Annotated in this window: 23 protein-coding genes; 9 read left to right on the top strand and 14 right to left on the bottom strand. The window is 38.0% G+C overall.

Annotation, left to right across the window (positions count from 1 at the left end; all coding sequences use genetic code 11):
• Positions 1 to 39: 39 nt before the first annotated feature.
• From rplS to R2R71_RS06305, 4 genes are all read right to left on the bottom strand, one after another.
• Positions 40 to 387, bottom strand: coding sequence for a 50S ribosomal protein L19 (gene rplS, locus R2R71_RS06320; protein ID WP_410478205.1), 348 nt, complete (start codon positions 385 to 387; stop codon positions 40 to 42).
• Positions 388 to 525: 138 nt separating this feature from the next.
• Positions 526 to 1,200: a tRNA (guanosine(37)-N1)-methyltransferase TrmD gene (gene trmD, locus R2R71_RS06315; RefSeq protein ID WP_316830409.1), complete on the bottom strand. Its 675-nt coding sequence runs from the start codon at positions 1,198 to 1,200 to the stop codon at positions 526 to 528.
• Between the two features lie 15 nt (positions 1,201 to 1,215).
• Positions 1,216 to 1,743, bottom strand: a complete 528-nt coding sequence (rimM, locus tag R2R71_RS06310) for a ribosome maturation factor RimM (RefSeq protein WP_316830408.1) — start codon at positions 1,741 to 1,743, stop codon at positions 1,216 to 1,218.
• A gap of 138 nt (positions 1,744 to 1,881) precedes the next feature.
• The gene (locus tag R2R71_RS06305) at positions 1,882 to 2,451 is read right to left on the bottom strand and encodes a 30S ribosomal protein S16 (RefSeq protein WP_316830407.1); all 570 of its coding nucleotides are present in this window, start codon (positions 2,449 to 2,451) and stop codon (positions 1,882 to 1,884) included.
• A 143-nt stretch (positions 2,452 to 2,594) separates the two neighbouring features.
• Here R2R71_RS06305 and R2R71_RS06300 point away from each other — a divergent pair, with 143 nt between their 5' ends.
• Positions 2,595 to 3,116 carry a 5' nucleotidase, NT5C type gene (locus R2R71_RS06300; RefSeq protein ID WP_316830406.1) on the top strand — a complete coding sequence of 174 codons (522 nt, stop codon included), beginning with the start codon at positions 2,595 to 2,597 and terminating at the stop codon, positions 3,114 to 3,116.
• A 90-nt stretch (positions 3,117 to 3,206) separates the two neighbouring features.
• The gene (locus tag R2R71_RS06295; protein ID WP_316830405.1) at positions 3,207 to 3,533 is read left to right on the top strand and encodes a heavy metal-binding domain-containing protein; all 327 of its coding nucleotides are present in this window, start codon (positions 3,207 to 3,209) and stop codon (positions 3,531 to 3,533) included.
• A 47-nt stretch (positions 3,534 to 3,580) separates the two neighbouring features.
• Here R2R71_RS06295 and pfkA read toward each other — a convergent pair whose 3' ends face one another.
• From pfkA to R2R71_RS06275, 4 genes are all read right to left on the bottom strand, one after another.
• Positions 3,581 to 4,564 carry a 6-phosphofructokinase gene (pfkA, locus tag R2R71_RS06290; RefSeq protein ID WP_316830404.1) on the bottom strand — a complete coding sequence of 328 codons (984 nt, stop codon included), beginning with the start codon at positions 4,562 to 4,564 and terminating at the stop codon, positions 3,581 to 3,583.
• Complete coding sequence (locus tag R2R71_RS06285) at positions 4,557 to 6,248, bottom strand: protein-disulfide reductase DsbD family protein (protein WP_316830403.1); 1,692 nt, start codon at positions 6,246 to 6,248, stop codon at positions 4,557 to 4,559. Before R2R71_RS06285 ends, pfkA begins: the two co-directional genes overlap by 8 nt.
• 126 nt (positions 6,249 to 6,374) lie before the next feature.
• A complete protein-coding gene (locus R2R71_RS06280) occupies positions 6,375 to 6,824 on the bottom strand; it encodes a protein-disulfide reductase DsbD domain-containing protein (protein WP_316830402.1) in 450 nt (149 codons plus the stop codon).
• Positions 6,825 to 6,831: 7 nt separating this feature from the next.
• Complete coding sequence (locus R2R71_RS06275; RefSeq protein ID WP_316830401.1) at positions 6,832 to 7,608, bottom strand: biotin--[acetyl-CoA-carboxylase] ligase; 777 nt, start codon at positions 7,606 to 7,608, stop codon at positions 6,832 to 6,834.
• A gap of 45 nt (positions 7,609 to 7,653) precedes the next feature.
• Here R2R71_RS06275 and rsfS point away from each other — a divergent pair, with 45 nt between their 5' ends.
• The 4 genes from rsfS (at position 7,654) to R2R71_RS06255 (ending at position 11,964) form a co-directional block, all read left to right on the top strand.
• A complete protein-coding gene (rsfS, locus tag R2R71_RS06270) occupies positions 7,654 to 8,028 on the top strand; it encodes a ribosome silencing factor (RefSeq protein WP_056086338.1) in 375 nt (124 codons plus the stop codon).
• 27 nt (positions 8,029 to 8,055) lie between these two features.
• Positions 8,056 to 10,080 carry an ATP-dependent zinc metalloprotease FtsH gene (ftsH, locus tag R2R71_RS06265; protein ID WP_316830400.1) on the top strand — a complete coding sequence of 675 codons (2,025 nt, stop codon included), beginning with the start codon at positions 8,056 to 8,058 and terminating at the stop codon, positions 10,078 to 10,080.
• 91 nt (positions 10,081 to 10,171) lie between these two features.
• Entirely contained in the window at positions 10,172 to 10,816 is a 645-nt protein-coding gene (locus R2R71_RS06260; protein WP_316830399.1) for a lactate utilization protein C, read from the top strand.
• Between the two features lie 71 nt (positions 10,817 to 10,887).
• Positions 10,888 to 11,964: a ketoacyl-ACP synthase III gene (locus tag R2R71_RS06255; RefSeq protein WP_316830398.1), complete on the top strand. Its 1,077-nt coding sequence runs from the start codon at positions 10,888 to 10,890 to the stop codon at positions 11,962 to 11,964.
• On the opposite strand, the gene R2R71_RS06250 is transcribed toward R2R71_RS06255, so the two are convergent.
• The 5 genes from R2R71_RS06250 to R2R71_RS06230 form a co-directional block, all read right to left on the bottom strand.
• Positions 11,961 to 13,454 carry a tetratricopeptide repeat protein gene (locus R2R71_RS06250; protein WP_316830397.1) on the bottom strand — a complete coding sequence of 498 codons (1,494 nt, stop codon included), beginning with the start codon at positions 13,452 to 13,454 and terminating at the stop codon, positions 11,961 to 11,963. The genes R2R71_RS06255 and R2R71_RS06250 overlap by 4 nt on opposite strands.
• Before the next feature lie 138 nt (positions 13,455 to 13,592).
• Positions 13,593 to 14,336 (bottom strand): zinc ribbon domain-containing protein, encoded by a 744-nt coding sequence (locus R2R71_RS06245; RefSeq protein WP_316830396.1) that lies wholly within the window; start codon positions 14,334 to 14,336, stop codon positions 13,593 to 13,595.
• Positions 14,336 to 15,433 carry a Nif3-like dinuclear metal center hexameric protein gene (locus R2R71_RS06240; RefSeq protein ID WP_316830395.1) on the bottom strand — a complete coding sequence of 366 codons (1,098 nt, stop codon included), beginning with the start codon at positions 15,431 to 15,433 and terminating at the stop codon, positions 14,336 to 14,338. Before R2R71_RS06240 ends, R2R71_RS06245 begins: the two co-directional genes overlap by 1 nt.
• 212 nt (positions 15,434 to 15,645) lie before the next feature.
• Complete coding sequence (locus R2R71_RS06235; protein ID WP_316830394.1) at positions 15,646 to 16,014, bottom strand: TM2 domain-containing protein; 369 nt, start codon at positions 16,012 to 16,014, stop codon at positions 15,646 to 15,648.
• A gap of 5 nt (positions 16,015 to 16,019) precedes the next feature.
• Positions 16,020 to 16,322 carry a DUF2752 domain-containing protein gene (locus tag R2R71_RS06230; protein ID WP_316830393.1) on the bottom strand — a complete coding sequence of 101 codons (303 nt, stop codon included), beginning with the start codon at positions 16,320 to 16,322 and terminating at the stop codon, positions 16,020 to 16,022.
• A 207-nt stretch (positions 16,323 to 16,529) separates the two neighbouring features.
• Here R2R71_RS06230 and mfd point away from each other — a divergent pair, with 207 nt between their 5' ends.
• Positions 16,530 to 19,868, top strand: coding sequence for a transcription-repair coupling factor (mfd, locus tag R2R71_RS06225; RefSeq protein WP_316830392.1), 3,339 nt, complete (start codon positions 16,530 to 16,532; stop codon positions 19,866 to 19,868).
• Positions 19,868 to 20,089, top strand: coding sequence for a DUF3820 family protein (locus R2R71_RS06220; RefSeq protein WP_316830391.1), 222 nt, complete (start codon positions 19,868 to 19,870; stop codon positions 20,087 to 20,089). The genes mfd and R2R71_RS06220 overlap by 1 nt, the downstream gene beginning before the upstream one ends.
• A 105-nt stretch (positions 20,090 to 20,194) precedes the next feature.
• Here the strand turns inward: R2R71_RS06220 and R2R71_RS06215 are convergent, their stop codons facing one another.
• Positions 20,195 to 20,911 (bottom strand): DsbA family oxidoreductase, encoded by a 717-nt coding sequence (locus R2R71_RS06215; RefSeq protein ID WP_316830390.1) that lies wholly within the window; start codon positions 20,909 to 20,911, stop codon positions 20,195 to 20,197.
• Positions 20,912 to 21,088: 177 nt separating this feature from the next.
• Here R2R71_RS06215 and R2R71_RS06210 point away from each other — a divergent pair, with 177 nt between their 5' ends.
• Positions 21,089 to 21,739, top strand: coding sequence for a hypothetical protein (locus R2R71_RS06210; RefSeq protein ID WP_316830388.1), 651 nt, complete (start codon positions 21,089 to 21,091; stop codon positions 21,737 to 21,739).
• Positions 21,740 to 21,766: the final 27 nt, after the last annotated feature.

Here is a 21,766-nt window from a genome sequence, read left to right as displayed (position 1 = left end):
TTTTGAATCGTGAAGGCTTATATCTTGTAATAAAGAATATTATTTTCTTAAAGATTTAATACGGGCAGCTTTACCAGTTAATGAACGTAAATAGAATAATTTAGCTCTACGAACTTTACCATAGCCATTTACTTCCACTTTCTCGATGTTTGGAGAATTTACAGGAAAGATACGCTCTACACCAACACCGTTGCTCATTTTACGAACAGTGAAAGTTTCGTTTGCACCTGCGCTGTTACGTTGTATAACAACACCTTGGTAAATTTGAACACGTTCTTTATTACCTTCGCGAATTTTATAGTGTACGCTCACTGTATCGCCAGACTTGAACGCAGGAAAATCTTTTTTCGCGATGGCCTGCTCTTCAACAAATTTTACTAAATCCATGATTTTAAGCTATTAAACCAACTTTCTTTACCTTGAAAATCGGATTGCAATATTAGGGAATTTTTTTGATAAAAAAAAGTCTATTTTAATTTTTTCCACAATCTTTTAGAATTCCACATTCGATTAAGCTAAATGCTTCTATTCCAAAAGATCAGGACGGCGCTGCTGAGTGCGTTTTAAGGCCTGTTCATGGCGCCATTCGTTTACTTTTGCCTCATGCCCGCTAAGCAAAACATCAGGTACTTTGTGTCCACGCCAATCGGCCGGCCGGGTATAAACTGGGGCATCTAAAAGCTCACCCTGAAAACTATCTGAAAGCGCAGAAGTTTCATCATTTAAAACTCCAGGAATTAAACGAACCACAGCATCAACTACTATTGCCGCGGGCAATTCTCCGCCACTTAAAACATAATCGCCAACAGAAATTTCTCTGGTTACAAAGATATCCCTTATGCGTTGGTCGATACCTTTATAATGCCCGCATAAAATGATGATGTTTTTCTTGATCGAAAGTTCATTTGCTGTGCTCTGATTTAAGGTAACACCATCCGGGCTCATGAAAATAATTTCATCATACTCCCGCTCCGATTGGAGTTTCTCTATGCATGCCGCAAATGGCTCAATACTCATTACCATGCCACTACCACCACCGTATTGATAATCATCTACGCTTTTTTGTTTGTTTGTGGCATAATCCCTTAAATTATGAACAATAATTTCTGCAATTCCTTTTTTCTGCGCTCTTTGTAAAATGGAGTGGGCAAAAGGACTTTCAAGCAATCCGGGTAAAACAGTTATAATATCGAAACGCATGCTGCAAATTTATTTTTAATTATCCAGATAAACATCGAGTAAGCCTTCGGGCAAGTCAACAGTTACTATTTTTTCCTCATCATCTATTTCTATAATGAAATCTTCATTAAGCGGGAAAAGCACTTCAGTTTCTTTATATAAAACAGTGGCAACAAACTGTTGCGGGTATTCATTAACCGCTAAAATTTCACCAAGCTCACCTAAGTTTTCATCAATAGCAGTAAAGCCCTTAAGATCGGTATAGAAGAATTCATCTTCATCACGTTCAGGCATTTGGGCAATTGGTAAATAAAGCTTTTTTTTCAAAAGTGTTTGCGCCTTATCTACATGATCAACATCATCAAAATTGAAATAACCTGTTTTATTGGCCTGTAATTTAGCTGATTCAACAAAATAAGGAACCAGTTTGCCATTCATATCAGCAAACACAACATCAAAATTAAGTTGCTCATATTCATCGAATTCGAAAAACACCTGAACTTCACCTTTTAGCCCTCTGCTTTTTGTAACGTAACCTATATAAAATGCTTCTTCGTGTTTCATAACGATATTGATTTTGTCATTCTGAGTGCGAAAAACCTGTTGGCATATCCAGATTCTTCGTACCTAAGGATGACAATTTTAGTAAAAAAAATAGCGTTCCGAAACCGAAACGCTATTTCCTGAAACAAAATAATTAAATTATTCTGCTCCTTCTTCTTTTGTAGCTTCAGCTGCAGGAGCTTCCTCAGTTGCTTCAGCCTCAACAGCTGGCGCTTCTTCAGTAGCTTCTTCAACAACCTCTTCTGCAACTGGTGCATTTTTAGCTGCGATTGCTGCTGCTCTATCTTCTTTTTTCTTAGCTTCTGCTGCTAAAGCCACTTTACGTGCATCAGCTTTAGAAGTTGCTAAACCTTCTGTTTTACCAGAAATTTTGTTCGCTTTAGCTTCTAACCAAGCTGTGAATTTCGCATCAGCTTGCTCTTGAGTTAAAGCACCTTTTTTAACACCACCTTCTAAGTGTTTTTTGTATAAAACACCTTTGTAAGATAGGATAGCACGAGCTGTATCAGTTGGCTCAGCACCTTTGTTAACCCAGGCTAAAGTTTTTTCGAAGTTAATTTCGATAGTTGCAGGATTGGTGTTTGGGTTATAAGAACCTAAACGCTCAATGAATTTACCATCACGTGGAGCACGTGAATCTGCTACTACTACGTGGAAAAAAGGTTTTCCTTTTTTACCGAATCTTTGCAATCTGATTTTAGTTGCCATTTTCTCTTTTGTTTATGTATTCAACATATTTCCCGGAACTTCGTGTTGCGGGCTGCAAAGATAACTAAAATACTGTAAATTAAAAACATAGTTTAATTTCTTTGTTTTCTGGATATTTGGCCAAAAATATTTGCAGATACAATATGGAAAGAATTGCCATTGATATGGATGAGGTAATTGCCGATGCCGTTGGAAAATTTATTAAACTTTATAACCGCGATTACAATGTACCGTTAGATTTGAAAATCGATGCCGGAAATGAAATTTACCATCATGTTCCCCAGGATGTAAACCAAAAATGGTTTGAATACATTAACGAGCCCGGCTTTTTTCGAGACCTTGATGTTATTTCCGACAGCCAGCGTGTAATTAAAGCCTTGCAGGAGAAATATGATGTTTACATTGTTTCGGCTGCGATGGAGTTTCGAAATTCGCTCGTTGATAAGTATGATTGGCTTGCTGAACATTTTCCCTTTATAGATTGGCAGCACATTATGTTCTGTGGAAATAAAATTGTTGAGGCTGACATTATTATCGACGACCGAACAAAAAACTTCGTGAATTTTAAAGGCCGCAGCTTATTATTTACTTCTCCACACAATTTATTAATTACAGAATATGAACGTGTAAATACCTGGGAAGAGGTTGCAGGATTGTTACTCTAAGGTTCGAAAGGAAAGCTTATTTAAGAAAGGCTTGCTTTAAAAATGTAACATTTTAAAAAAGTTTCGTTCTAATCAGAAAAAACCTAAGCTATGTTAGTAACAACAACGCCTTCTGTTGAGGGCACAAAAATTGTAAAATATATCGGTCTTGTAACCGGCGAAACAATTATAGGAGCAAATATTTTTAAAGATTTATTTGCCGGGATAAGAGACATTGTTGGTGGCCGCTCTAGTGCTTACGAACAAGTGTTACGTGAAGCTAAAGATACTGCCGTAAACGAAATGCAGCAATATGCTGCCGCTTTAGGCGCAAATGCAATTGTTGGTGTAGATTTAGATTATGAAACTGTAGGGGCCGGAGGGAGTATGCTGATGGTAACTGCAAGCGGTACTGCTGTAATCCTTGAAAACTTATAAATAATTTTCTGGTGAGGAGTAGAATTACTGCTCACCAGAAAAACAGTTTAAAAAGAAAGTATATCAATTAGTTTTAACCAGGTTGTACTTACTTTTTCTGCGTCAATATGCTTTATGGCGTGATCGAATGGCGTAAAAACCATTTCTTTATTAACCTGACCTGCCATAACACTCCGCTGGCCGTTTATTAAACCTTCTACAGCAGAAACCCCAAGTCGACTAGCCAGAACACGATCCATACAGGTTGGTTTTCCACCACGCTGAATGTGACCTAAAACCGAAACCTTAGTATCGTAATGAGGATATTTCGATTGTAAAATTTCACCAACTTTAAAAGCACCACCCGCATCATCGCCTTCAGCAACAATAATAATTTTTGAGGCTTTATCTTTCCGGCTGTGCTCAAGCTTGTGGAGCACATCTTCAACACCCATATTGGCTTCAGGAATAAGAATTGCTTCAGCACCCACACCGATACCACTTCGTAAAGCAATTAAACCAGAATCCCGCCCCATAACTTCTACGATAAAAAGCCTATCGTGAGATTCTGCTGTATCCCTGATTCTGTCAACCGCATCAATTACAGTATTAATCGCCGAATCATAACCTATGGTAAAATCGGTTCCGGCCAAATCGTTATCAATTGTACCAGGCAAACCGATTACAGGAAAATCATGTTCGTTAGCAAAGATATTTGCTCCCGTAAATGTTCCATCACCACCAATAACAACCAAAGCATCTATACCTCTTTTTTTCAGGTTTTCGAAAGCCGTTTTCCTTCCTTCTGGTGTCCTGAAAGCATCACTTCTTGCCGTTTTTAAAATTGTTCCGCCGCGTTGAATAATGTTCGCAACAGATTTACGATCCATCGGCATGCAGTCATCATTAATAAGACCTTCATACCCGCGAAGGAAACCTGTTACTTCGATGTCGTAATAAATGGAAGCCCTGACAACAGCTCTGATTGCGGCATTCATGCCCGGAGAATCTCCTCCGGAGGTTAAAATACCAATGTTTTTTATCTTACTCATTTGTTTGTTTCTTGAAGGCAGCTATTCCGCTGTCTAAAAATTTTATATAGTTTTCGGCATTATAATCTGCTCCCTGAGGTGGCACCAAAACATTTCCATCGCCATCTACAATTACATATTGTGGTTGAGAGTTGCTGTTAAAAGTCGAAGCCTGGAAATCGCTCCATTTTTTCCCAATAGTAGTTATTTTTTTCTTGCTAAAAGTAGAGGTATAATGTTCTTCAACAGGCAGTTCTGTTTTATCGTCGACAACCAATTCTGCCATAACAAAATCGTTTTTTAACCTTCTTGCTACTTCTGAATTTGACCAGACATTGTTCTCCATTTTCCTGCAATTTACACAATTCCATCCGGTAAAATCAATTAAAACTGGCTTGCCTAATTCTTTCGATGCTTGTTTAGCCTGATCGAAATCATAATATGGATCAAAACCTTTTGGTGTAAGACGATGAAAAAGTTCTGCATATTTTTTCTCATTTATTGATCCTTTTGAATTACCAGATGGCTGCGAGGCCTTCAAATTATTCAAATCAAAATCTTGAGTTGCAGTTGGAGGCAAAAATGCGCTAATTGATTTTAGCGGCGCTCCCCACATTCCTGGAATCAAATAAATTACCCAGGCAAAAACTAAAATAGCTAAAAATGTACGGGGTACTGACAAGTAAGGTAAATCACTATCATGAGAGAATTTAATCTTACCCAATAAGTAAATACCCATCAAAATAAATATAGCGATCCAAATGGCTAAGAAAACTTCTCTATCAAGTAAATTCCAATGGTAAGCTAAATCTACGTTTGATAAAAATTTAAATGCAAATGCCAGTTCGACGAAGCCTAATACAACTTTAACGCTATTTAGCCAGCCGCCAGATTTCGGTAATGATTTTAACAATGACGGAAACAATGCAAATAATGCGAAAGGAATTGCTAATGCAAAAGAAAAACCTAACATCCCTATTGCCGGCCCTAACCTGTCGCCCTTAGATGCAGCGTCAACTAATAAAGTTCCAATTAGCGGGCCTGTACAAGAAAATGATACCAAAGCTAAGCTAAAAGCCATAAAAAAGATGCCCATTAAGCCTCCTTTATCTGATTTTGCGTCGATTTTGTTTACAAATGTACTTGGTAAGGTAATTTCGAAAGCCCCCAGAAATGATGCCCCAAAAGCCACTAACATTAAGAAGAAAAAGGCATTAAATATACCGTTAGTAGAAAGTGCGTTTAAGGCGTCTGATCCGAAAACAATGGTTACCAACATCCCTAAAGCAACATAAATAACGATAATGGATAAGCCATAAATTACAGCCTGGCCAACAGCCCTACTTTTTGTGCCTGCTTTTTTTGTGAAAAAACTAACTGTTAATGGTAGCATTGGAAAAATACAAGGCATTAAAATTGCTGCAAAACCAAAAATTAAACCTTGGATAAAAGTTCCCCAAAGTGTTAATTTTTCTGTGCTGGCAGCTTTTACCGAAGTTGTTTCGCTTTTAGTTACCGTATCTTTGGATACCGAATCTTTTACTACACTATTTGCTGCACTGTCCTGAGCGGAGCCTACATCCGTAAACTGAAGATCGTCTGGTACTGTTGCTGTAGTATCTTGCGCAATATTGGCGAAGCTATGTGATGCCGGCAGCGCAATGAACATTGCCGCAAGCATTAGCAAAAATAAAACCTTTTTCATTTTGTGTGTGTTTAAGCTGGCTAAAGTACGTAAAACACATTAATCTAAAAGCAAGCTCAGCATAGATTTTACTTTAAACAGAAAGAGTTCCGCAATTTCGGAACTCTTTCTGTTTTATAATCTTTTCTATTTAACCGGGATACTAAATTCCACTTCTTCCGGTGGCAGGCACTGCTTATCGTTACAAACCATAAACTCAACCTTACCCTTAACCGCGGTAACACCCTTGTTTAACTTTATCTTTTGCTGAAAAATTACCTGATCCTCGAAATAACTAACATTCATTTTAAAGGTATCTTCGTATTTTACAATTGCTTTAGGTTCTGTTGTTTTTCCAACTAAACTAAAATCCTTTGATGGCGAAAAAGTGAATGTAGTTTTTACTGGCCCACCGCTTTTAACATTTTGCGAATAAATATGCCATCTGTCTTCAATAGAAGCCTTTATATAAAGCGTTGCTTCCGTTTTACTGGTCTTTTTAGCGACGTAGGCCCAGGTTACCGGTTTTTCAATTTGAGCAAATGCCCCAGCAATGGTAAAAAGTACCATCGATAGTACTAAAGTGATTTTTTTCATTATGTGTTTAATTTGTGTGTATGTATTCTATTTCTTTAAAATTGAAGGTCTGCATTACTCCGTCAATTTCCATTTTAAGCAAGCCATTGTCTTCAACATCTCTTATATAACCTTCAAAAACCCGACCATTCTTACTGTAGTTAGCCTTTTGGTTATAATTAAGCAATCGCTTGAGGTATTCATTTTTCAAGGCCCCGTATTTACCCGTTTTCAAATGTAGATAGTATTTCTCCATATAAACGAATATTTTTTCCATAACTCGCTCTAAATCTATCTCTTTATGTAAAATTTGAAATACAGATGTTGCTTTTTTGCTCAGCTCATCATTAAAATAAGACTGGTTAATATTCAAACCCACTCCAACAACCGTCGATTTAATGGTAGCACCTGTCAGTGTATTTTCGATTAGTATGCCACCCATTTTCTTTTTATTGTAATAAATATCATTTGGCCATTTAATCACAACCTGTGAAGGCAGGAATGTGGAAAGCGCATCTGAAACAGCCAGACTAACCGCCATATTGAGGTAAAACTGCTTATGCAAGGGCAAAAAGGCTGGTTTGAGAAAAATGCTGGTACTTATATTTTTTCCAGGTTCTGTCTTCCAAACACTCTCTTGTTGTCCCCTTCCGGCAAACTGATGGTCTGCCATAATTACAGTTCCTTCAGGTAATGGCTCGGAATTTGAAGCCAGTTTTTTCAAGTAATTATTAGTAGAATCAACCTCTTTTAATTTGATTAAATTTTGACCAACAAATAGTGTCGAAAAAGTGTTATTTTGCAAGTGTTGAATTTATATTGATTGTAATTCCAAAATTAAAGCATTTTAATGGTAAAAAAGAAAATAGTAGCCCTTTCTACATACCTTTCTGAGTTAGCTGTACACGGCATACAAGAGAAAAAAGGAGAAGATATTGTGCGGTTGGACCTAAAAAACATTCATACATCAGTAGCGGATTATTTTATTATTGCAAGTGCGAATTCGGCCACGCAGGTAAAAGCTATTGCTGACAGCGTAGAAAAAGAAATATATAAAGCCACTCAAACTGACCCGAGACATAAAGAAGGTTTCGAATCGGCCGATTGGATCATTCTAGATTATTTTGATGTGGTTGTGCACATTTTTAAAACTGAAAAGCGCCACTTTTATGGCATTGAAGAACTATGGGGAGATGCCGAGAGCACAAATTACCAGAGCGCCTAACCATAATCATACCTTTTGAACAAGACAATGAACGATAATCAAAATACAAACGAAAACAATAAACCCGGGAAAAAACTACCAAACATCCCTAAAAAGCCACAAAAAGGCTCAAAGTTTAATATCTTTTGGGTTTATGCAGCCATTATAATCGCAATTGTTGCTGCACAATTTTTATTTACAACGGAAGGTGGCAAAGAAGTATCTTACAGAACTTTTGAAACCAATATGTTGCTTAAAGGCGATGTAGATAAAATTATTTCTTATAAATCTGATGATATTGTAAAGGCTGAAGTTTACATCAAAAAAGATAGTTTAAACAAGCCAGAATATAAACAATACAAAAGTACAAGCAGTTTTAATACCAATACAGGGCCAACAGTCTATTTCATTGCCGGCTCTCCTGATGCATTAGACAAATTATTAGCCGATTCTCAAAAAGATATTCCGAGTAATCAAAGAATTTTAGCACAACCAACAACTAAAAACAATCCCTTGGCAAGCTGGTTCTTAACCATTATTGTTCCGGTTTTACTTTTAATTGCTTTCTGGATTTTCATGATGCGCCGCATGGGCGGTGGTGCTGGTGGTGGTGGCCAGATTTTCAACATTGGCAAATCAAAGGCAACACTTTTTGATGAAAAAAACGATGTTAAAACTACATTTAAAGATGTTGCCGGACTTGAGGGGGCAAAAGAAGAGATTCAGGAAATTGTAGAATTCCTTAAAAACCCGCAGAAATATACAGTTTTAGGGGGTAAAATACCTAAAGGCGCTTTGTTGGTAGGTTCTCCGGGTACCGGTAAAACTTTGCTGGCAAAAGCGGTTGCTGGCGAGGCACAGGTTCCTTTCTTCTCTTTATCAGGTTCTGATTTTGTTGAAATGTTCGTAGGTGTTGGTGCTTCCCGGGTTCGCGATTTGTTTAAACAAGCAAAAGATAAATCTCCTTGTATTATTTTTATCGATGAGATTGATGCCATTGGACGTGCCCGCGGTAAAAACGGTGTTATGGGCGGAAATGATGAACGTGAAAATACATTAAACCAGTTATTGGTTGAAATGGATGGATTCGGCACTAACACACACGTAATTATCCTGGCTGCAACAAACAGAGCTGATGTTTTAGACAAAGCATTGTTAAGAGCTGGCCGTTTCGACAGACAAATTTATGTTGACTTACCAGATGTTCGTGAGCGTAAAGAAATTTTTGAAGTTCACCTAAAGCCAATTAAAATGGCCGAAGGTTTAGATACAGAGTTTCTTGCCAAACAAACACCAGGATTTTCGGGAGCGGATATCGCTAATGTTTGTAATGAAGCCGCTTTAATAGCCGCCAGAAAAAATAAATCAGCAGTTGATAAACAAGACTTTTTAGATGCCGTTGATCGAATTGTTGGCGGTTTAGAAAAGAAAAATAAAATAGTAACACCATCAGAGAAAAGGGCTATTGCAATTCACGAAGCTGGCCACGCAACAGTAAGCTGGATGCTAGAACATGCTGCACCGCTAATTAAAGTTACGATTGTTCCACGTGGACAGAGCCTTGGAGCTGCATGGTATTTACCTGAAGAAAGGCTGATTGTTCGCCCTCACCAAATGCTTGATGAAATGTGTGCTACAATGGGTGGTCGTGCTGCAGAAAAGGTAATCTTTGATACAATTTCTACCGGCGCATTAAGCGATTTGGAAAAAGTGAACAAGCAAGCCCGTGCAATGATTACCATTTATGGCTTAAACGATAAGCTTGGAAACATTACTTATTACGATTCTTCGGGCCAGAATGAATACAACTTTAATAAACCGTATTCAGAAGAAACGGCATTGCTTATTGATAAAGAAATCTCAGCATTAATTGAGAGCCAGTATCAAAGAGCAATTAATTTACTTGAAGAAAATAAAGACAAATTGATTCAGCTGGCCGATATTTTAATTGAGAAAGAAGTGTTGTTTAAAGATGATTTAGAAAACATTTTCGGAAAACGTCCTTTCGGTACTGAAATAACCGAAGAGCTGGCAAAAGGTGGCACAAATAATGTTCCTCCAGTAGAAGCTTAAATTTAAAGCTTAAAGAGCTTTTAAAACAAAACATTTATGCATATGTTTGAAACCTCGGATTTATTAAATCCGAGGTTTTTATTTTTAAAGGATGGCCGAGAATACAACTGCGAAAGAACAGATGCTGAAAAAGATAAGGAAAGCGCTTTTAGAAAAGCGTGAAAACCCTTATCCTAATTTGGAAGAAAGCCCCTTATATATTAAAAACATTGATGAGCTTGAAGTATTATTTGCAGAACAACTAACCGCTGTTTCGGGTAATTTTATTTTCTGCGAAGATGGTATCGATTTTATCGAAAACATGCTACATCTGGCCGATAAGTTTAAATGGCGCAAAATTTACTGCTGGGAACCGGAACTTCAAGCGTTTCTTGCAAAATATGAATTTCCTTTTTATCAAACGGATAAAGATTTTGAGCAGGCAGAAGTTGGCATCACCATGTGTGAAGCACTAATTGCCAGAAATGGTAGTGTTATGGTTTCCAATGAAGGTGCAGCGGGTAGAAGATTAAGCATTTTTCCACATCATCACATTGTTATTGCCAGAACAAGTCAATTGGTTTTAGACTTAAAAGATGCCTTTCAGCTATTGAAAAATAAATATGGCCATCAGATTCCGTCGATGATCAGTAATATCACCGGGCCAAGCCGTACTGCTGATATTGAAAAAACATTAGTTTTAGGTGCCCATGGCCCTAAAGAATTATTTGTGTTTTTAATTGACGATTTTTCTTAATTTATTTTCTTTTATAATTTATAAACCATAGTTTTATACTACATACCATTTTAGTATATGGTATTATAATTATGAGCGCAACAATAAATACGGTAATTATCGGAACTGGAAGCTATATTCCTGAGAATATTATTTCCGGTAGCGAATTTTTAAATTCGACTTTTTTTGAGAACGGGAATCGTTTAGATAAAGAGAATGCAGAGATTATACATAAATTCTCCGAAATTACTGAAATCGTTGAACGTCGGTATGCATGTCCGGAATTGTTAAGCAACCACATTGGAACAAAGGCTGCAGAAAAGGCAATCGAAAATGCAGGTATCGATAAAGAAACCTTAGATTACATTATCTTCTGCCATAATTTTGGTGATATTCCGCTAAACAGTAACCGCACCGATGTTTTACCATCACTTGCATCAAAAGTAAAGCAAAGGCTGGGCATATTGAATCCGGATTGTGTGGCCTACGACATTATTTTTGGTTGCCCTGGTTGGGTTCAGGGAAGCATTCAGGCCGATTATTATATTAAAAGTGGCGATGCCAAAAGAGTTCTTGTAATCGGAGCCGAAACCCTTTCTCGTATCATCGACCCTCACGACAGGGACAGCATGATATTCTCGGACGGGGCAGGCGCTGTAATTTTTGAAGGTGTTTCTGATGAACAAAAAAAAGGTATTCTTTCGCACAAAACGGAAACACATGCGGTGAACTACAGCAGCCTTTTAACTATGGGCAAAGGCTCTCATCCTGAAGATGCAACAGGAAACTATTACCTGAAAATGAATGGCCGCAAGCTTTATGAGTTTGCTGTTGTGCAGGTTCCACAGGTAATCAAAAAAGCCATCGATAAAGCCGGATTAACAGTAAGCGATATCAATATTGTATTTGTTCATCAGGCAAATGGCAAAATGGATACAGCTATAATGAAGCGTTTATTTAAACTTTACGGTGCTGATACTGTTCCCGAAAACCTTGTTCCAATGACAATCAGCTGGCTTGGAAACAGTTCGGTGGCAACCGTACCAACTTTACTTGATTTAGTTTTAAAAGAGCAGGTTAAAGGCTACAAAGTAAAAAAGGGCGACATCGCCGTGTTTGCTTCCGTAGGGGCAGGTATGCACATTAATGCTTTTGTTTACCGATTTTAAGAGCCGATTCGTTTTAAACCTGTTTTAGCCTGGCTTTCGATACTATTTTCGTACTCATGATTTTTCATAGAAATCGCAGTATTGAAAGCTTCTTTAGCTTTGGCTTTATTATTTTTCTTTTCGTAAACTTTACCCATTTGTAAAGCTGCGTTTGCTGCGAAGTAATACTTCAGGTTTCTACCCTGATTTATGGCTGCCTGATAATAAACCAGCGCCTCATCATCTTTACCCAAATCATCGTAGATACGGCCCAAGCGATAATTAAATTCCGTTTTATCTTTATCCGAATTGTAATCCGTTGTTTTCTTATCGCCTAATAACTGCGCCGCTTTTGATAAATATCCGCCATCAAATAACAATCTTGCCTTTAACAAATCAAGGGTAGGGGCAGGAGCGCCAGCTTCATTTTGAGCCTGCTTATCCTTTTCATTGTAGGTATAACCCGTGCTTGTTGCTTTTGATACAAGGCTTGAATAGCCGTTTTTATCTCCTTTTAATAAAGCAATCCACGCCAGGTGAAGGTTTGCATCTTTAATGTAATTAGCTCCTTTATTATTTTGTAAAAATTTATTGAAATAGTTTGCAGCCGATAGGTCTAGTTTATTGAGATGAGCCACCCCCTCTAAATAATCAAGGTATGGAAAAGGTTGATAAACTCCTCCTTCAGGTCTTTTAGCCAAAATAGTAATTGCTTCATCATTATGAGCCGTTTTAATGCATACATAACTTTGCAAATAAGATTTTAGCAGACTTGTGTCCGCTATTCGATCGGTATATTTCATTGTTTTAGCATAAGCAGATGGGCTATGAGCAACATCGGCCAGCACATAAGTATAGTAGAAAACCACCTCCTCATAAAATGGCTCATAAGAAGAGGTCTGTAGGTTTTCCGTTAGTTTATCAAGCATTGCCAAACCCGTCTGCATATTTCCTTTTATACCAAAAGTTGCCAGCGCTGTTTTTAAAGCGCCATCTGGAAGATTTCCTAAAACGGTATTTACCAAACCAATACCTTTATTATTTAAGAGGAACTCGGGAAATTTTTTAGCATTATCCTGCAACATAGCATTCGCACGCCTGATTTCCATTGCCGCATTGAAATATTCACCGAAACGGCTCCTTATTAAAGCCCACTGTAGGTTTATTTCAGCTTGTGCATATAAGTAGTATGGCGAATTTTTATCATCGTCGCTTATTTTATTTAATCTCGGCGATTTATTTGACTTTAACCTATCAAAATCGGCTTTACTGCCTGAGGTTATTAATGTAAAGTAATCTACATAATTCTCTAATAGTGGAATAATGGAATTATTTGGTCTCTGTTTTTTCTCTGTAGAAATATATGCCCTGGCATTTCCAAGTTTAAGCTCGAAAATACTTTTATAGGCGTTTAAACAGTTAGCGTTAAAATCAAAATTTGCGAATAGTTGTTGAGGATGGAGAAGCGTTAACAGAAAAAAAACAGGTAGGAATCGTAAGTTTTTAGTCATTGTTGAAGTCGAATTCGGGTGTTGAAATTAGCACACAAATACTGTACCTCAATTAGCATCTGGCTGCAATTAAATGTGAAAAGCCTGTAAACAAAAAAAGTCCCGATTGCTCGGGACTTTTTTATGCTATTTTGAAGATTAAGCTTCAGCAACTTCATGAGTTAATGCCTCATCAACCAGGATACGTCCGCAATGCTCGCAAACAATAATTTTTTTGCGCTGACGGATGTCTAACTGGCGTTGTGGCGGAATCTGATTGAAACAACCAGAGCAAGAATCACGGTCGATTGTTACTACAGCTAAACCGTTAACCGCATTTTTACGTAAACGTTTATAAGCAACCAGCAAGCGTTCATCAATTGTTGGCTCTGCTTTATCAGCTTTCTTAAGTAAATCTTCTTCTTCTTTTTCAGTTTCTGCAGTAATTACTTCTAATTCAGATTTTTTAGTTTCTAAATCTTTCTTTCTGCCATCTAAATCAGCTTTTGCTGCTTCATAGATTTCTGTTTTCGAAGTGATTTCAAAACCATGTTCTTTAATTTTCTTTTCAGAAACCTGGATGTCTAAACCCTGGATCTCAATTTCTTTAGTTAATGCATCGTATTCACGATTGTTTTTAACTTCTTTTAATTGAGTGTCATATCTTTTTATAGCTGCCTGAGCATCTTTAATTGTATTTTTACGGGTTACGATAGCATCTTCCAAATCATCAAGGTCGGCCTTAATTTTCTGAATTCTGGTCTCCAATCCTAACACATCGTCCTCAAGGTCGGCAACTTCCATTGGTAATTCGCCTCTAACCTGACGGATTTTATCGATTTTTGTGTGGATATTCTGTAATTCGTATAAAGCTTTTAGCTTTTGTTCTACGGTTTGTTCCATTAAAACAAGTAATTTATGGGGTTTGTATTTTGCTCCGTTAAACGGATTGCAAAGTTAGTAAATTTTTTCTGAATAATTTCAACCAATAAATTTGAGGTAAATTGTTCAGTTTCAAAGTGTCCGATGTCGGCAATGATAAGTTTTTCCTCTGCATCAAAAAACTCGTGATATTTGAAATCGGCCGTAATAAAAGCATCGGCCCCGGCTGCAATGGCTTCTTTTAAAAGAAAGCTTCCGGAACCACCGCAAACAGCTACTTTTTTTATCCTTTTTGGTAATACACTGGTGTGCCTAACCACTTTTGCTTGCATTCTGTCTTTAACCATATGCAGGAAATCGTAAGCTTCCATATCATATTCAAGCCAGCCAACCATTCCGGAGCCAACAAGGTTATGTTTATTTTCAAGGTTATATAAATCGTAAGCAACTTCTTCGTATGGATGGTTTTCAAAAAGCGCAACCAATATTTTTCTTTCTGATTGAACCGGATAAATTACCTCAATCCGCACTTCCTGTTCGTGGTGGCGAACACCTTTTTCACCTACAAAAGGATCGGCATGCTCATTGCCTTTAAATGTCCCGATGCCATTGGCATTAAAACTTGCTTCACTGTAATTGCCGATATTTCCGGCTCCGGCATAAAAAAGAGCCGAACGAAGCTGTTCCGCTTGCGCCTGCGGACAAAAAGTTACCAGTTTTTTAAGCAGTCCTGATTTTGGAGAAAGCACCTTTATTCCACTTAACCCCAGTTTTTCGCAAATCCTGGAGTTAACACCTGTATGAACAGCATCGAGGTTGGTATGGATAGCATAAAGCGCAATGTTATTTTTAATTGCCTTTAAAACAACACGCTCTACATAGTTTTTTCCATTTAATTTTTTTAGCCCTTTGAAAACAATGGGGTGATGTGTTATAATCAGATTACAACCTGTTGAAATCGCCTCATCAACAATTTTCTCTACACAATCAAGCGCTACCAAGGCTGCCCGGATTTCCATGGCCGGATCGCCAACAATCAAGCCTGAGTTGTCATAATCTTCCTGGTAGTTTAAGGGCGCTATGCTTTCGAGGTAGTTCGTTATTTCTGATAATCTCATGGTATAAAGATAGAAAAATTGAGGATTTTGTTCTTGCAAGATGAATTAACTGTCGGGTTTCTCGTTAGCGTTAAAGAGCATGGGCTTTGGTTAATAAACCCGACAGCAACAAAAAGCCCGCAAACCCGGTTCTTCACCGGGTGCGGACTTGTAGTGTATGGCGGGAGGCAACGTTAAAGATTGTGCTGCCTTTGCTTTTCAAAAAAACGGAATTACTGAAAACCACCCATTCTAACCATTTGCAAACTTTCGAATGCCATTTTCTGATTATGCTCGAAAGCCAGTGTTTTGTGATTGATGATATCGACAATTGAGCCAATGAAACATAAACCAACCGTTAAAAGATACAGAATGCCCATTCCTATCTGGCCGATAATGAATCTTTGCAAACCTGGCACTACGAAAAGGCCGATTAAACAAAAAATCAACATATCTGACGGGTTTTTCCTTTTGCTACTGTAAACCATAAGGAAGTTGCGCAATTGCTGTTCGGTTAAACCGGTAGTTGCTTGTTGTAAATATGAGTATTCCTCTGGTGTTATACCTGGTAACGACATTAGAGGTGATTGATATATATCCATGATTTCTACGTGTTTGTTGTTAAATATTTTTTACTCGTTTTATTCTTTATTAATGTTGTAACTCTATACGCTATAATTATTAAAGCTGGAAAACCTAACCAATGCTCGGAAAAACTCCTGGCAAATTCGCCATGTAAAATATGACTTATCGACCTTCCTAAACCGCAGCCCGGGCACCAATCGGCAAAACCTAAATTCGCCAGCGGACAAAGTGTAAAATGATGCTCGTTAGCGTTTGAGCTTGCCAATAACACTAAAGCCGTTATCCAGAAAAAAAGTTCTAAAGGAAAGCTTCTTAAGTGTTTCATGTTTCGCTTTTTATATAATTTAGAAGTAAAGGAAAAAGTTTTGTTACAGAAAGATACATTAATTCGACCAACCCTAAAAAATAAACGACCAAGTGCTTTTTGGGTTCGAACAAAAATTTTGAAACCATCCAAAATATAGCTGCAAACTTAAAAAAACCTTTACAGAAGTTTGCGGTTAAATATAAAAGATAAGCTTATTTTTGTGCCTTGAATATTCGCGATTTAATAAACAGATACAAAACCGACGATAGGGTAACTCAATTTACCAAGGCGTTGAATGTTGCTAAAAACCCTAAAGTCCAGTTGAAGGGATTAGTAGGTTCGGCAGATGCAATTGTTGCCCTGTCATCTTATTTTATACTGCATAAACCTATACTTTTTGTTTTGCCCGACAGGGAAGAGGCGGCCTACTTTCAGTCAGATTTAGAAAGTGTACTGGATAAGCAGGTTTTATTATTTCCTTCTTCGTACCGGAAATCGTTCGATTTTACACAGGTAGATACAGCAAATGTTTTAGCCCGTGCTGAGGTTTTAAATGAGCTTAACCACAACTCAGAATACGGAAAGTTGGTTGTTTCTTATCCTGAAGCCATTGCCGAAAAAGTTATCGACCGCTCGGCACTAGAGAAAAACACCCTTGAAATAAGTATAGGTGCAAAGCTCGGTATCGATTTTATAAATGAGTTTTTAATTGATTATGATTTCGACAGAAGGGATTTTGTTTACGAGCCGGGGCAGTTTTCTATCCGCGGGGGTATTGTAGATATTTTTTCTTTTTCATCTGAATTACCTTACCGGATTGAATTTTTCGGAGATGAGGTAGAAAGCATCAGAAGCTTTGAAATTGAAAGCCAGCTATCCGTTGCCGATGTTAAATCGCTTACCATTGTTCCAAATGTACAAGCCAAATTTTTAACGGAAAGCAACATCAGTATTCTCGATTATATTGACAGCGATACCCAGCTTTGGTTTAAAGATGTTGCCTTTACGCTCGATATCGTCAAAGCTGGATTTAAGAAAGCCGCTGAGCTCTGGAAAGCTTTGCCGGCGGCAGATAAAACTCAAAATCCGGAATGGATTGACCCAAAATTTGCCTTTAGTGATGAGAAATTACTCGGCGATCATTTTCACGACTTTCCGCTTATAGAGTTTGGTAAACAGTTCTTCTATCAAACAGAAAACCGTGTTGAGTTTGAAACCCGGCCACAGCCTTCATTCAATAAAGATTTCAACCTGCTTATCCATAATTTAAAGGAGAATGAAAAAGCAGGGATTGTAAATTTTATTTTTACGGATTCGCCAAAACAGGTTGAGCGACTTTATGCCATTTTAGAAGATATTGATAAAACGGCAAAGTTTACCCCGATAAACAGCATGTTGCGAGAGGGTTTTGTTGATGCGCAAATTCAAACCGCCTTCTATACCGATCACCAGATTTTCGATCGTTATTACAAGTACAAGCTTAAAAAAGGCTACCAGAAAAGCCAGGCCATTACACTTAAAGACCTCCGTGAGTTAAAATCTGGTGATTATGTTACGCATATCGACCATGGTATTGGCAAATATGCCGGTCTGGAAAAGGTTGAGGTTAATGGCAAAATGCAGGAAATGATTCGCCTGGTTTATGCTGATAACGATTTGCTTTATGTAAATATAAACTCATTAAACCGGATAGCAAAATATAGCGGCAAGGAAAGTGGTGTACCGAAGATGAACAAGCTTGGGACTGATGCCTGGGATAAACTGAAGAAAACCACAAAAAAAAAAGTTAAAGACATTGCCCGCGATTTAATAAAGCTTTATGCTTTACGCAAAACGCAGGCAGGAACTGCTTTTTCGCCCGATGGTTATTTACAAACCGAACTCGAAGCCTCTTTCCTGTACGAGGATACACCCGATCAGTTAAAAGCTACTCAGGATGTTAAGAAAGACATGGAATCACCGCATCCGATGGACAGGTTGGTTTGCGGAGATGTTGGCTTTGGCAAAACCGAAATTGCCGTTAGGGCAGCATTCAAAGCTGTAGCTGAAGGAAAACAAGCTGCGATATTAGTTCCAACAACGATTCTTGCACTTCAACATTTCAAAACATTTTCTTCACGCTTAAAAGATTTTCCGGTTACGGTAGATTATATCAACCGGTTTAAAACCAGCAAACAGATAAAAGACACACTGGCCGAGGCCGCTGAAGGTAAAGTAGATATTCTGATTGGTACGCACCGCTTACTGAGTAAAGATGTGAAGTTTAAGGACCTTGGAATCATGATTATTGATGAAGAGCAAAAGTTTGGTGTTACCGCAAAGGAAAGGTTAAAAGCTATCCGTGTAAATGTAGATACGTTAACACTAACCGCAACACCAATTCCGCGTACACTGCACTTTTCACTGATGGGCGCAAGGGATTTATCAATCATCAGCACCCCACCGCCAAACCGCCAGCCGGTAAATACTGAATTACATGTTTTTAACGACAAGTTAATTCAGGAAGCCGTTCAGTTTGAGCTAGACAGAGGTGGGCAGGTTTTCTTTATTCATAACCGCGTAAACGATTTAATGCAACTTGGCGGTTTGATACAAAAGCTTGTACCAAAAGCACGAATCGGCATAGCACACGGCCAGCTTGATGGTGATGCCCTGGAAGATGTAATGCTCGATTTTATAAATGGGGAAAAAGATGTTTTGGTGGCTACAACAATTATCGAAGCCGGACTAGATATCCCTAACGCCAACACCATCATTATCAACCATGCACATATGTTTGGTTTAAGCGACTTACATCAAATGCGGGGCCGGGTTGGGCGAAGCAATAAAAAGGCTTTCTGTTATCTCCTTTCTCCTCCATTATCTACCCTAACATCAGAAGCAAGGAAAAGATTAAGTGCCATTGAAGAGTTTTCTGATTTAGGCAGCGGGTTTAATGTTGCCATGCGGGATCTGGATATCAGAGGAAGCGGAAACCTGCTCGGGGCCGAACAAAGTGGTTTCATTGCTGAAATCGGCTTTGAAATGTACCATAAAATTTTAGACGAGGCGATTCAGGAACTTAAAGAAGCCGAATTCAAAGGCTTGTTCGAAAATGAGCCATCACGGCCTTTTGTAGGTTTTACTCAAGTTGATACGGACCTGGAACTTTACATTCCTGATGCCTATATTACCAACATTACAGAGCGTTACAATCTTTACACGGAATTATCAAAGCTCGAAAATGAGAATGAACTAAAGAAATTCGAGCAGCATTTGGCCGATAGGTTTGGGCCTGTTCCGCCGCAGGTAAAAACCATGCTTAGTGTGGTAAAGTTACAGTGGCTGGGGAAAAAGTTAGGTTTTGAGAAAATAAGTTTCAAAAAGAATAGCTTGCGGGGCTATTTCCTAAGCGATAAACAATCGAAATATTTCGATTCAGAAACCTTTACTAAAATTTTAACCTTTGCACAACATCACCCTCGAATGTGCAATTTAAAAGAGGTTAAAAATACATTGCGCATCGCATTTGATAACGTAAGCACGGTTGAAGAAGCTATTCAAACTTTAGAAATGATAGATTAATGTTTGATCCAGGTATATTACCCGATTTAGTGAAAATGCAAATGCCTTATGGGAAATACAAGGGTTACCTGATTTGCAATATTCCGGAAAGTTATTTGCTTTGGTATAAGGATAAAGGTTTCCCAAAGGGAAGGCTTGGCGATTTAATGGCAACCATGTTCGAAATAAAGGTTAATGGCCTGGAGTATTTATTAACGCCGCTGAAAAACCAGCACAGGTAATTATTTTCGATAAGTTATCCTTACAACTAACAAAATAATTTAATTATCGGTTGGTGTTTTCACCAACCGATAATTTTTTATCTATAATCTTAGTGAAGTTTGAAGCTAAATTTCACAGCCATTTTCATCGCAAATGGCATCATCGTTTTTATTTAATGAGGTAAGATTTGTTTTGGGCTGCGCCGATTTCCATTCGGTAAAACTTTGTGTTAGAGCATCGGTAAAAGCCTGAACCGGCTGTGCGCCTGAAACACCATATTTTCGGTCCATTACAAAATATGGCACACCACGAATGCCCAGGTTCTGACTTTCATAAACATCGTACCTAACCGCTTCTGCAAATTTATCGCCATCTAAAACAGCCCTTGCTTCATCTTCATCCAGACCAATTTCTATTGCAATTTTTAATAAGGCATCTTCTTCTTCAATGTTTAAGCCATCAACAAAATGTGCTTCAAAAAATTTTTCTTCTGCTTTATCCTGCAGGTTATGTGCAGCGGCTAAATGTATAATACGGTGCGCATTAAAGGAATTTGCCGGAATGCTTTTATCGAAATCAATCGTTAATCCGGCATTTGCGGCCATGTCGGCAACTTGTTTCGTCATTTGCTTAGCCTGTTCAACAGGCATGCCCTTGCTTCTCGAAAGGTACTCGTAAACCGTTTCGCCGTTGGTGTTATGATATTCAGGATTAAGCTGGTAGCTCTTCCATTCAACATCAATTTCATTTTTAAAGGGTAATGCTTCGATCGCCTTTTCAAAATGGCGCTTACCGATATAACAAAACGGACACATTACATCCGACCAAATTTCTACTTTCATACTGTAAAATTAAGCGCAATATTTTCTGTATCAGTAAGCACAAAGTAAAAAGCCACTTTCTTTAAGGATAGTGGCTTAAGTTGGCTTTGGCACTTTCGCTAACCGATAGAAAAAAGTAAAAAGCTAACGTACCAAATGTTAAATTTTTTATATGTTTGAGAAAACAAACAAATTTTAATGATGAAAAAATTTTTATTAACACTCTTAGTGGTAACCGTTTCGTATGCCGCAAATGCGCAGTTTGAAGGCTCTAAGCAAGTTTTTGAAAGCCCAAAACTTAAGACAGAAAAAGCCGGACACAAGATTATTGCAATCCTTCCTTTCGCGACGAAGATTTCTTACAAAAAAATGCCAAAAAACTTTAATGCAGAAGCGAACAGAGATCAGGAGAAAACCATGTCAAAATCAATTCAATCAAGTATGTATACATTCTTATTGAGAAAAGCAGGTGATTATACTGTGGAATTTCAAGATCCTGACAAAACAAATATCTTATTAAAAAAGGCAGGTGTTGCAGACAAGTTGGACGAAATGACAAAAGATGAGCTAGCTAAAATTCTAGGCGTTGATGCGGTATTAGGCGGGTCATTTGAAACTGAACAAACTAAAAGTGAGGCGGGCGCAATTGCCTCAGCTGTTTTATTTGGCGGTTTAGGTGGTAAAACAGGAACCGGTACCTTAACTTTGACTTTAAATAGCGGTCAATCTGGCGACCTACTTTGGCGTTTTTTCAAAACAATGAACGATAACATTACAACCTCTTCTGATGATCTGGTAGAACACATGATGAGAAAGGTTTCCAGAAATTTTCCTTATGCTAAAGGATAAATAATAAAAAAAGCTCCGGTTAAACCG

Origin of the sequence: Pedobacter aquatilis, assembly GCF_032678405.1 — a bacterium.
In the GTDB taxonomy this organism is placed as follows: domain Bacteria; phylum Bacteroidota; class Bacteroidia; order Sphingobacteriales; family Sphingobacteriaceae; genus Pedobacter; species Pedobacter aquatilis_A.
This window is presented reverse-complemented; position numbering and strand designations above follow the sequence as displayed.

Coding starts and splice junctions, on each gene's coding strand:
- rsfS (WP_056086338.1), top strand. CDS start 7,654: ATGGTAAAAAAGAAAATAGTAGCCCTTTCTACATACCTTTCTGAGTTA.
- R2R71_RS06305 (WP_316830407.1), bottom strand. CDS start 2,451: ATGGCAACTAAAATCAGATTGCAAAGATTCGGTAAAAAAGGAAAACCT.
- R2R71_RS06220 (WP_316830391.1), top strand. CDS start 19,868: ATGTTTGATCCAGGTATATTACCCGATTTAGTGAAAATGCAAATGCCT.
- rplS (WP_410478205.1), bottom strand. CDS start 387: ATGGATTTAGTAAAATTTGTTGAAGAGCAGGCCATCGCGAAAAAAGAT.
- R2R71_RS06255 (WP_316830398.1), top strand. CDS start 10,888: ATGAGCGCAACAATAAATACGGTAATTATCGGAACTGGAAGCTATATT.
- R2R71_RS06250 (WP_316830397.1), bottom strand. CDS start 13,454: ATGACTAAAAACTTACGATTCCTACCTGTTTTTTTTCTGTTAACGCTT.
- ftsH (WP_316830400.1), top strand. CDS start 8,056: ATGAACGATAATCAAAATACAAACGAAAACAATAAACCCGGGAAAAAA.
- R2R71_RS06300 (WP_316830406.1), top strand. CDS start 2,595: ATGGAAAGAATTGCCATTGATATGGATGAGGTAATTGCCGATGCCGTT.
- R2R71_RS06245 (WP_316830396.1), bottom strand. CDS start 14,336: ATGGAACAAACCGTAGAACAAAAGCTAAAAGCTTTATACGAATTACAG.
- R2R71_RS06210 (WP_316830388.1), top strand. CDS start 21,089: ATGATGAAAAAATTTTTATTAACACTCTTAGTGGTAACCGTTTCGTAT.
- R2R71_RS06215 (WP_316830390.1), bottom strand. CDS start 20,911: ATGAAAGTAGAAATTTGGTCGGATGTAATGTGTCCGTTTTGTTATATC.
- trmD (WP_316830409.1), bottom strand. CDS start 1,200: ATGCGTTTCGATATTATAACTGTTTTACCCGGATTGCTTGAAAGTCCT.
- R2R71_RS06285 (WP_316830403.1), bottom strand. CDS start 6,248: ATGAAAAAGGTTTTATTTTTGCTAATGCTTGCGGCAATGTTCATTGCG.
- rimM (WP_316830408.1), bottom strand. CDS start 1,743: ATGAAACACGAAGAAGCATTTTATATAGGTTACGTTACAAAAAGCAGA.
- R2R71_RS06260 (WP_316830399.1), top strand. CDS start 10,172: ATGGCCGAGAATACAACTGCGAAAGAACAGATGCTGAAAAAGATAAGG.
- R2R71_RS06235 (WP_316830394.1), bottom strand. CDS start 16,014: ATGGATATATATCAATCACCTCTAATGTCGTTACCAGGTATAACACCA.
- R2R71_RS06280 (WP_316830402.1), bottom strand. CDS start 6,824: ATGAAAAAAATCACTTTAGTACTATCGATGGTACTTTTTACCATTGCT.
- R2R71_RS06295 (WP_316830405.1), top strand. CDS start 3,207: ATGTTAGTAACAACAACGCCTTCTGTTGAGGGCACAAAAATTGTAAAA.
- R2R71_RS06230 (WP_316830393.1), bottom strand. CDS start 16,322: ATGAAACACTTAAGAAGCTTTCCTTTAGAACTTTTTTTCTGGATAACG.
- pfkA (WP_316830404.1), bottom strand. CDS start 4,564: ATGAGTAAGATAAAAAACATTGGTATTTTAACCTCCGGAGGAGATTCT.
- R2R71_RS06240 (WP_316830395.1), bottom strand. CDS start 15,433: ATGAGATTATCAGAAATAACGAACTACCTCGAAAGCATAGCGCCCTTA.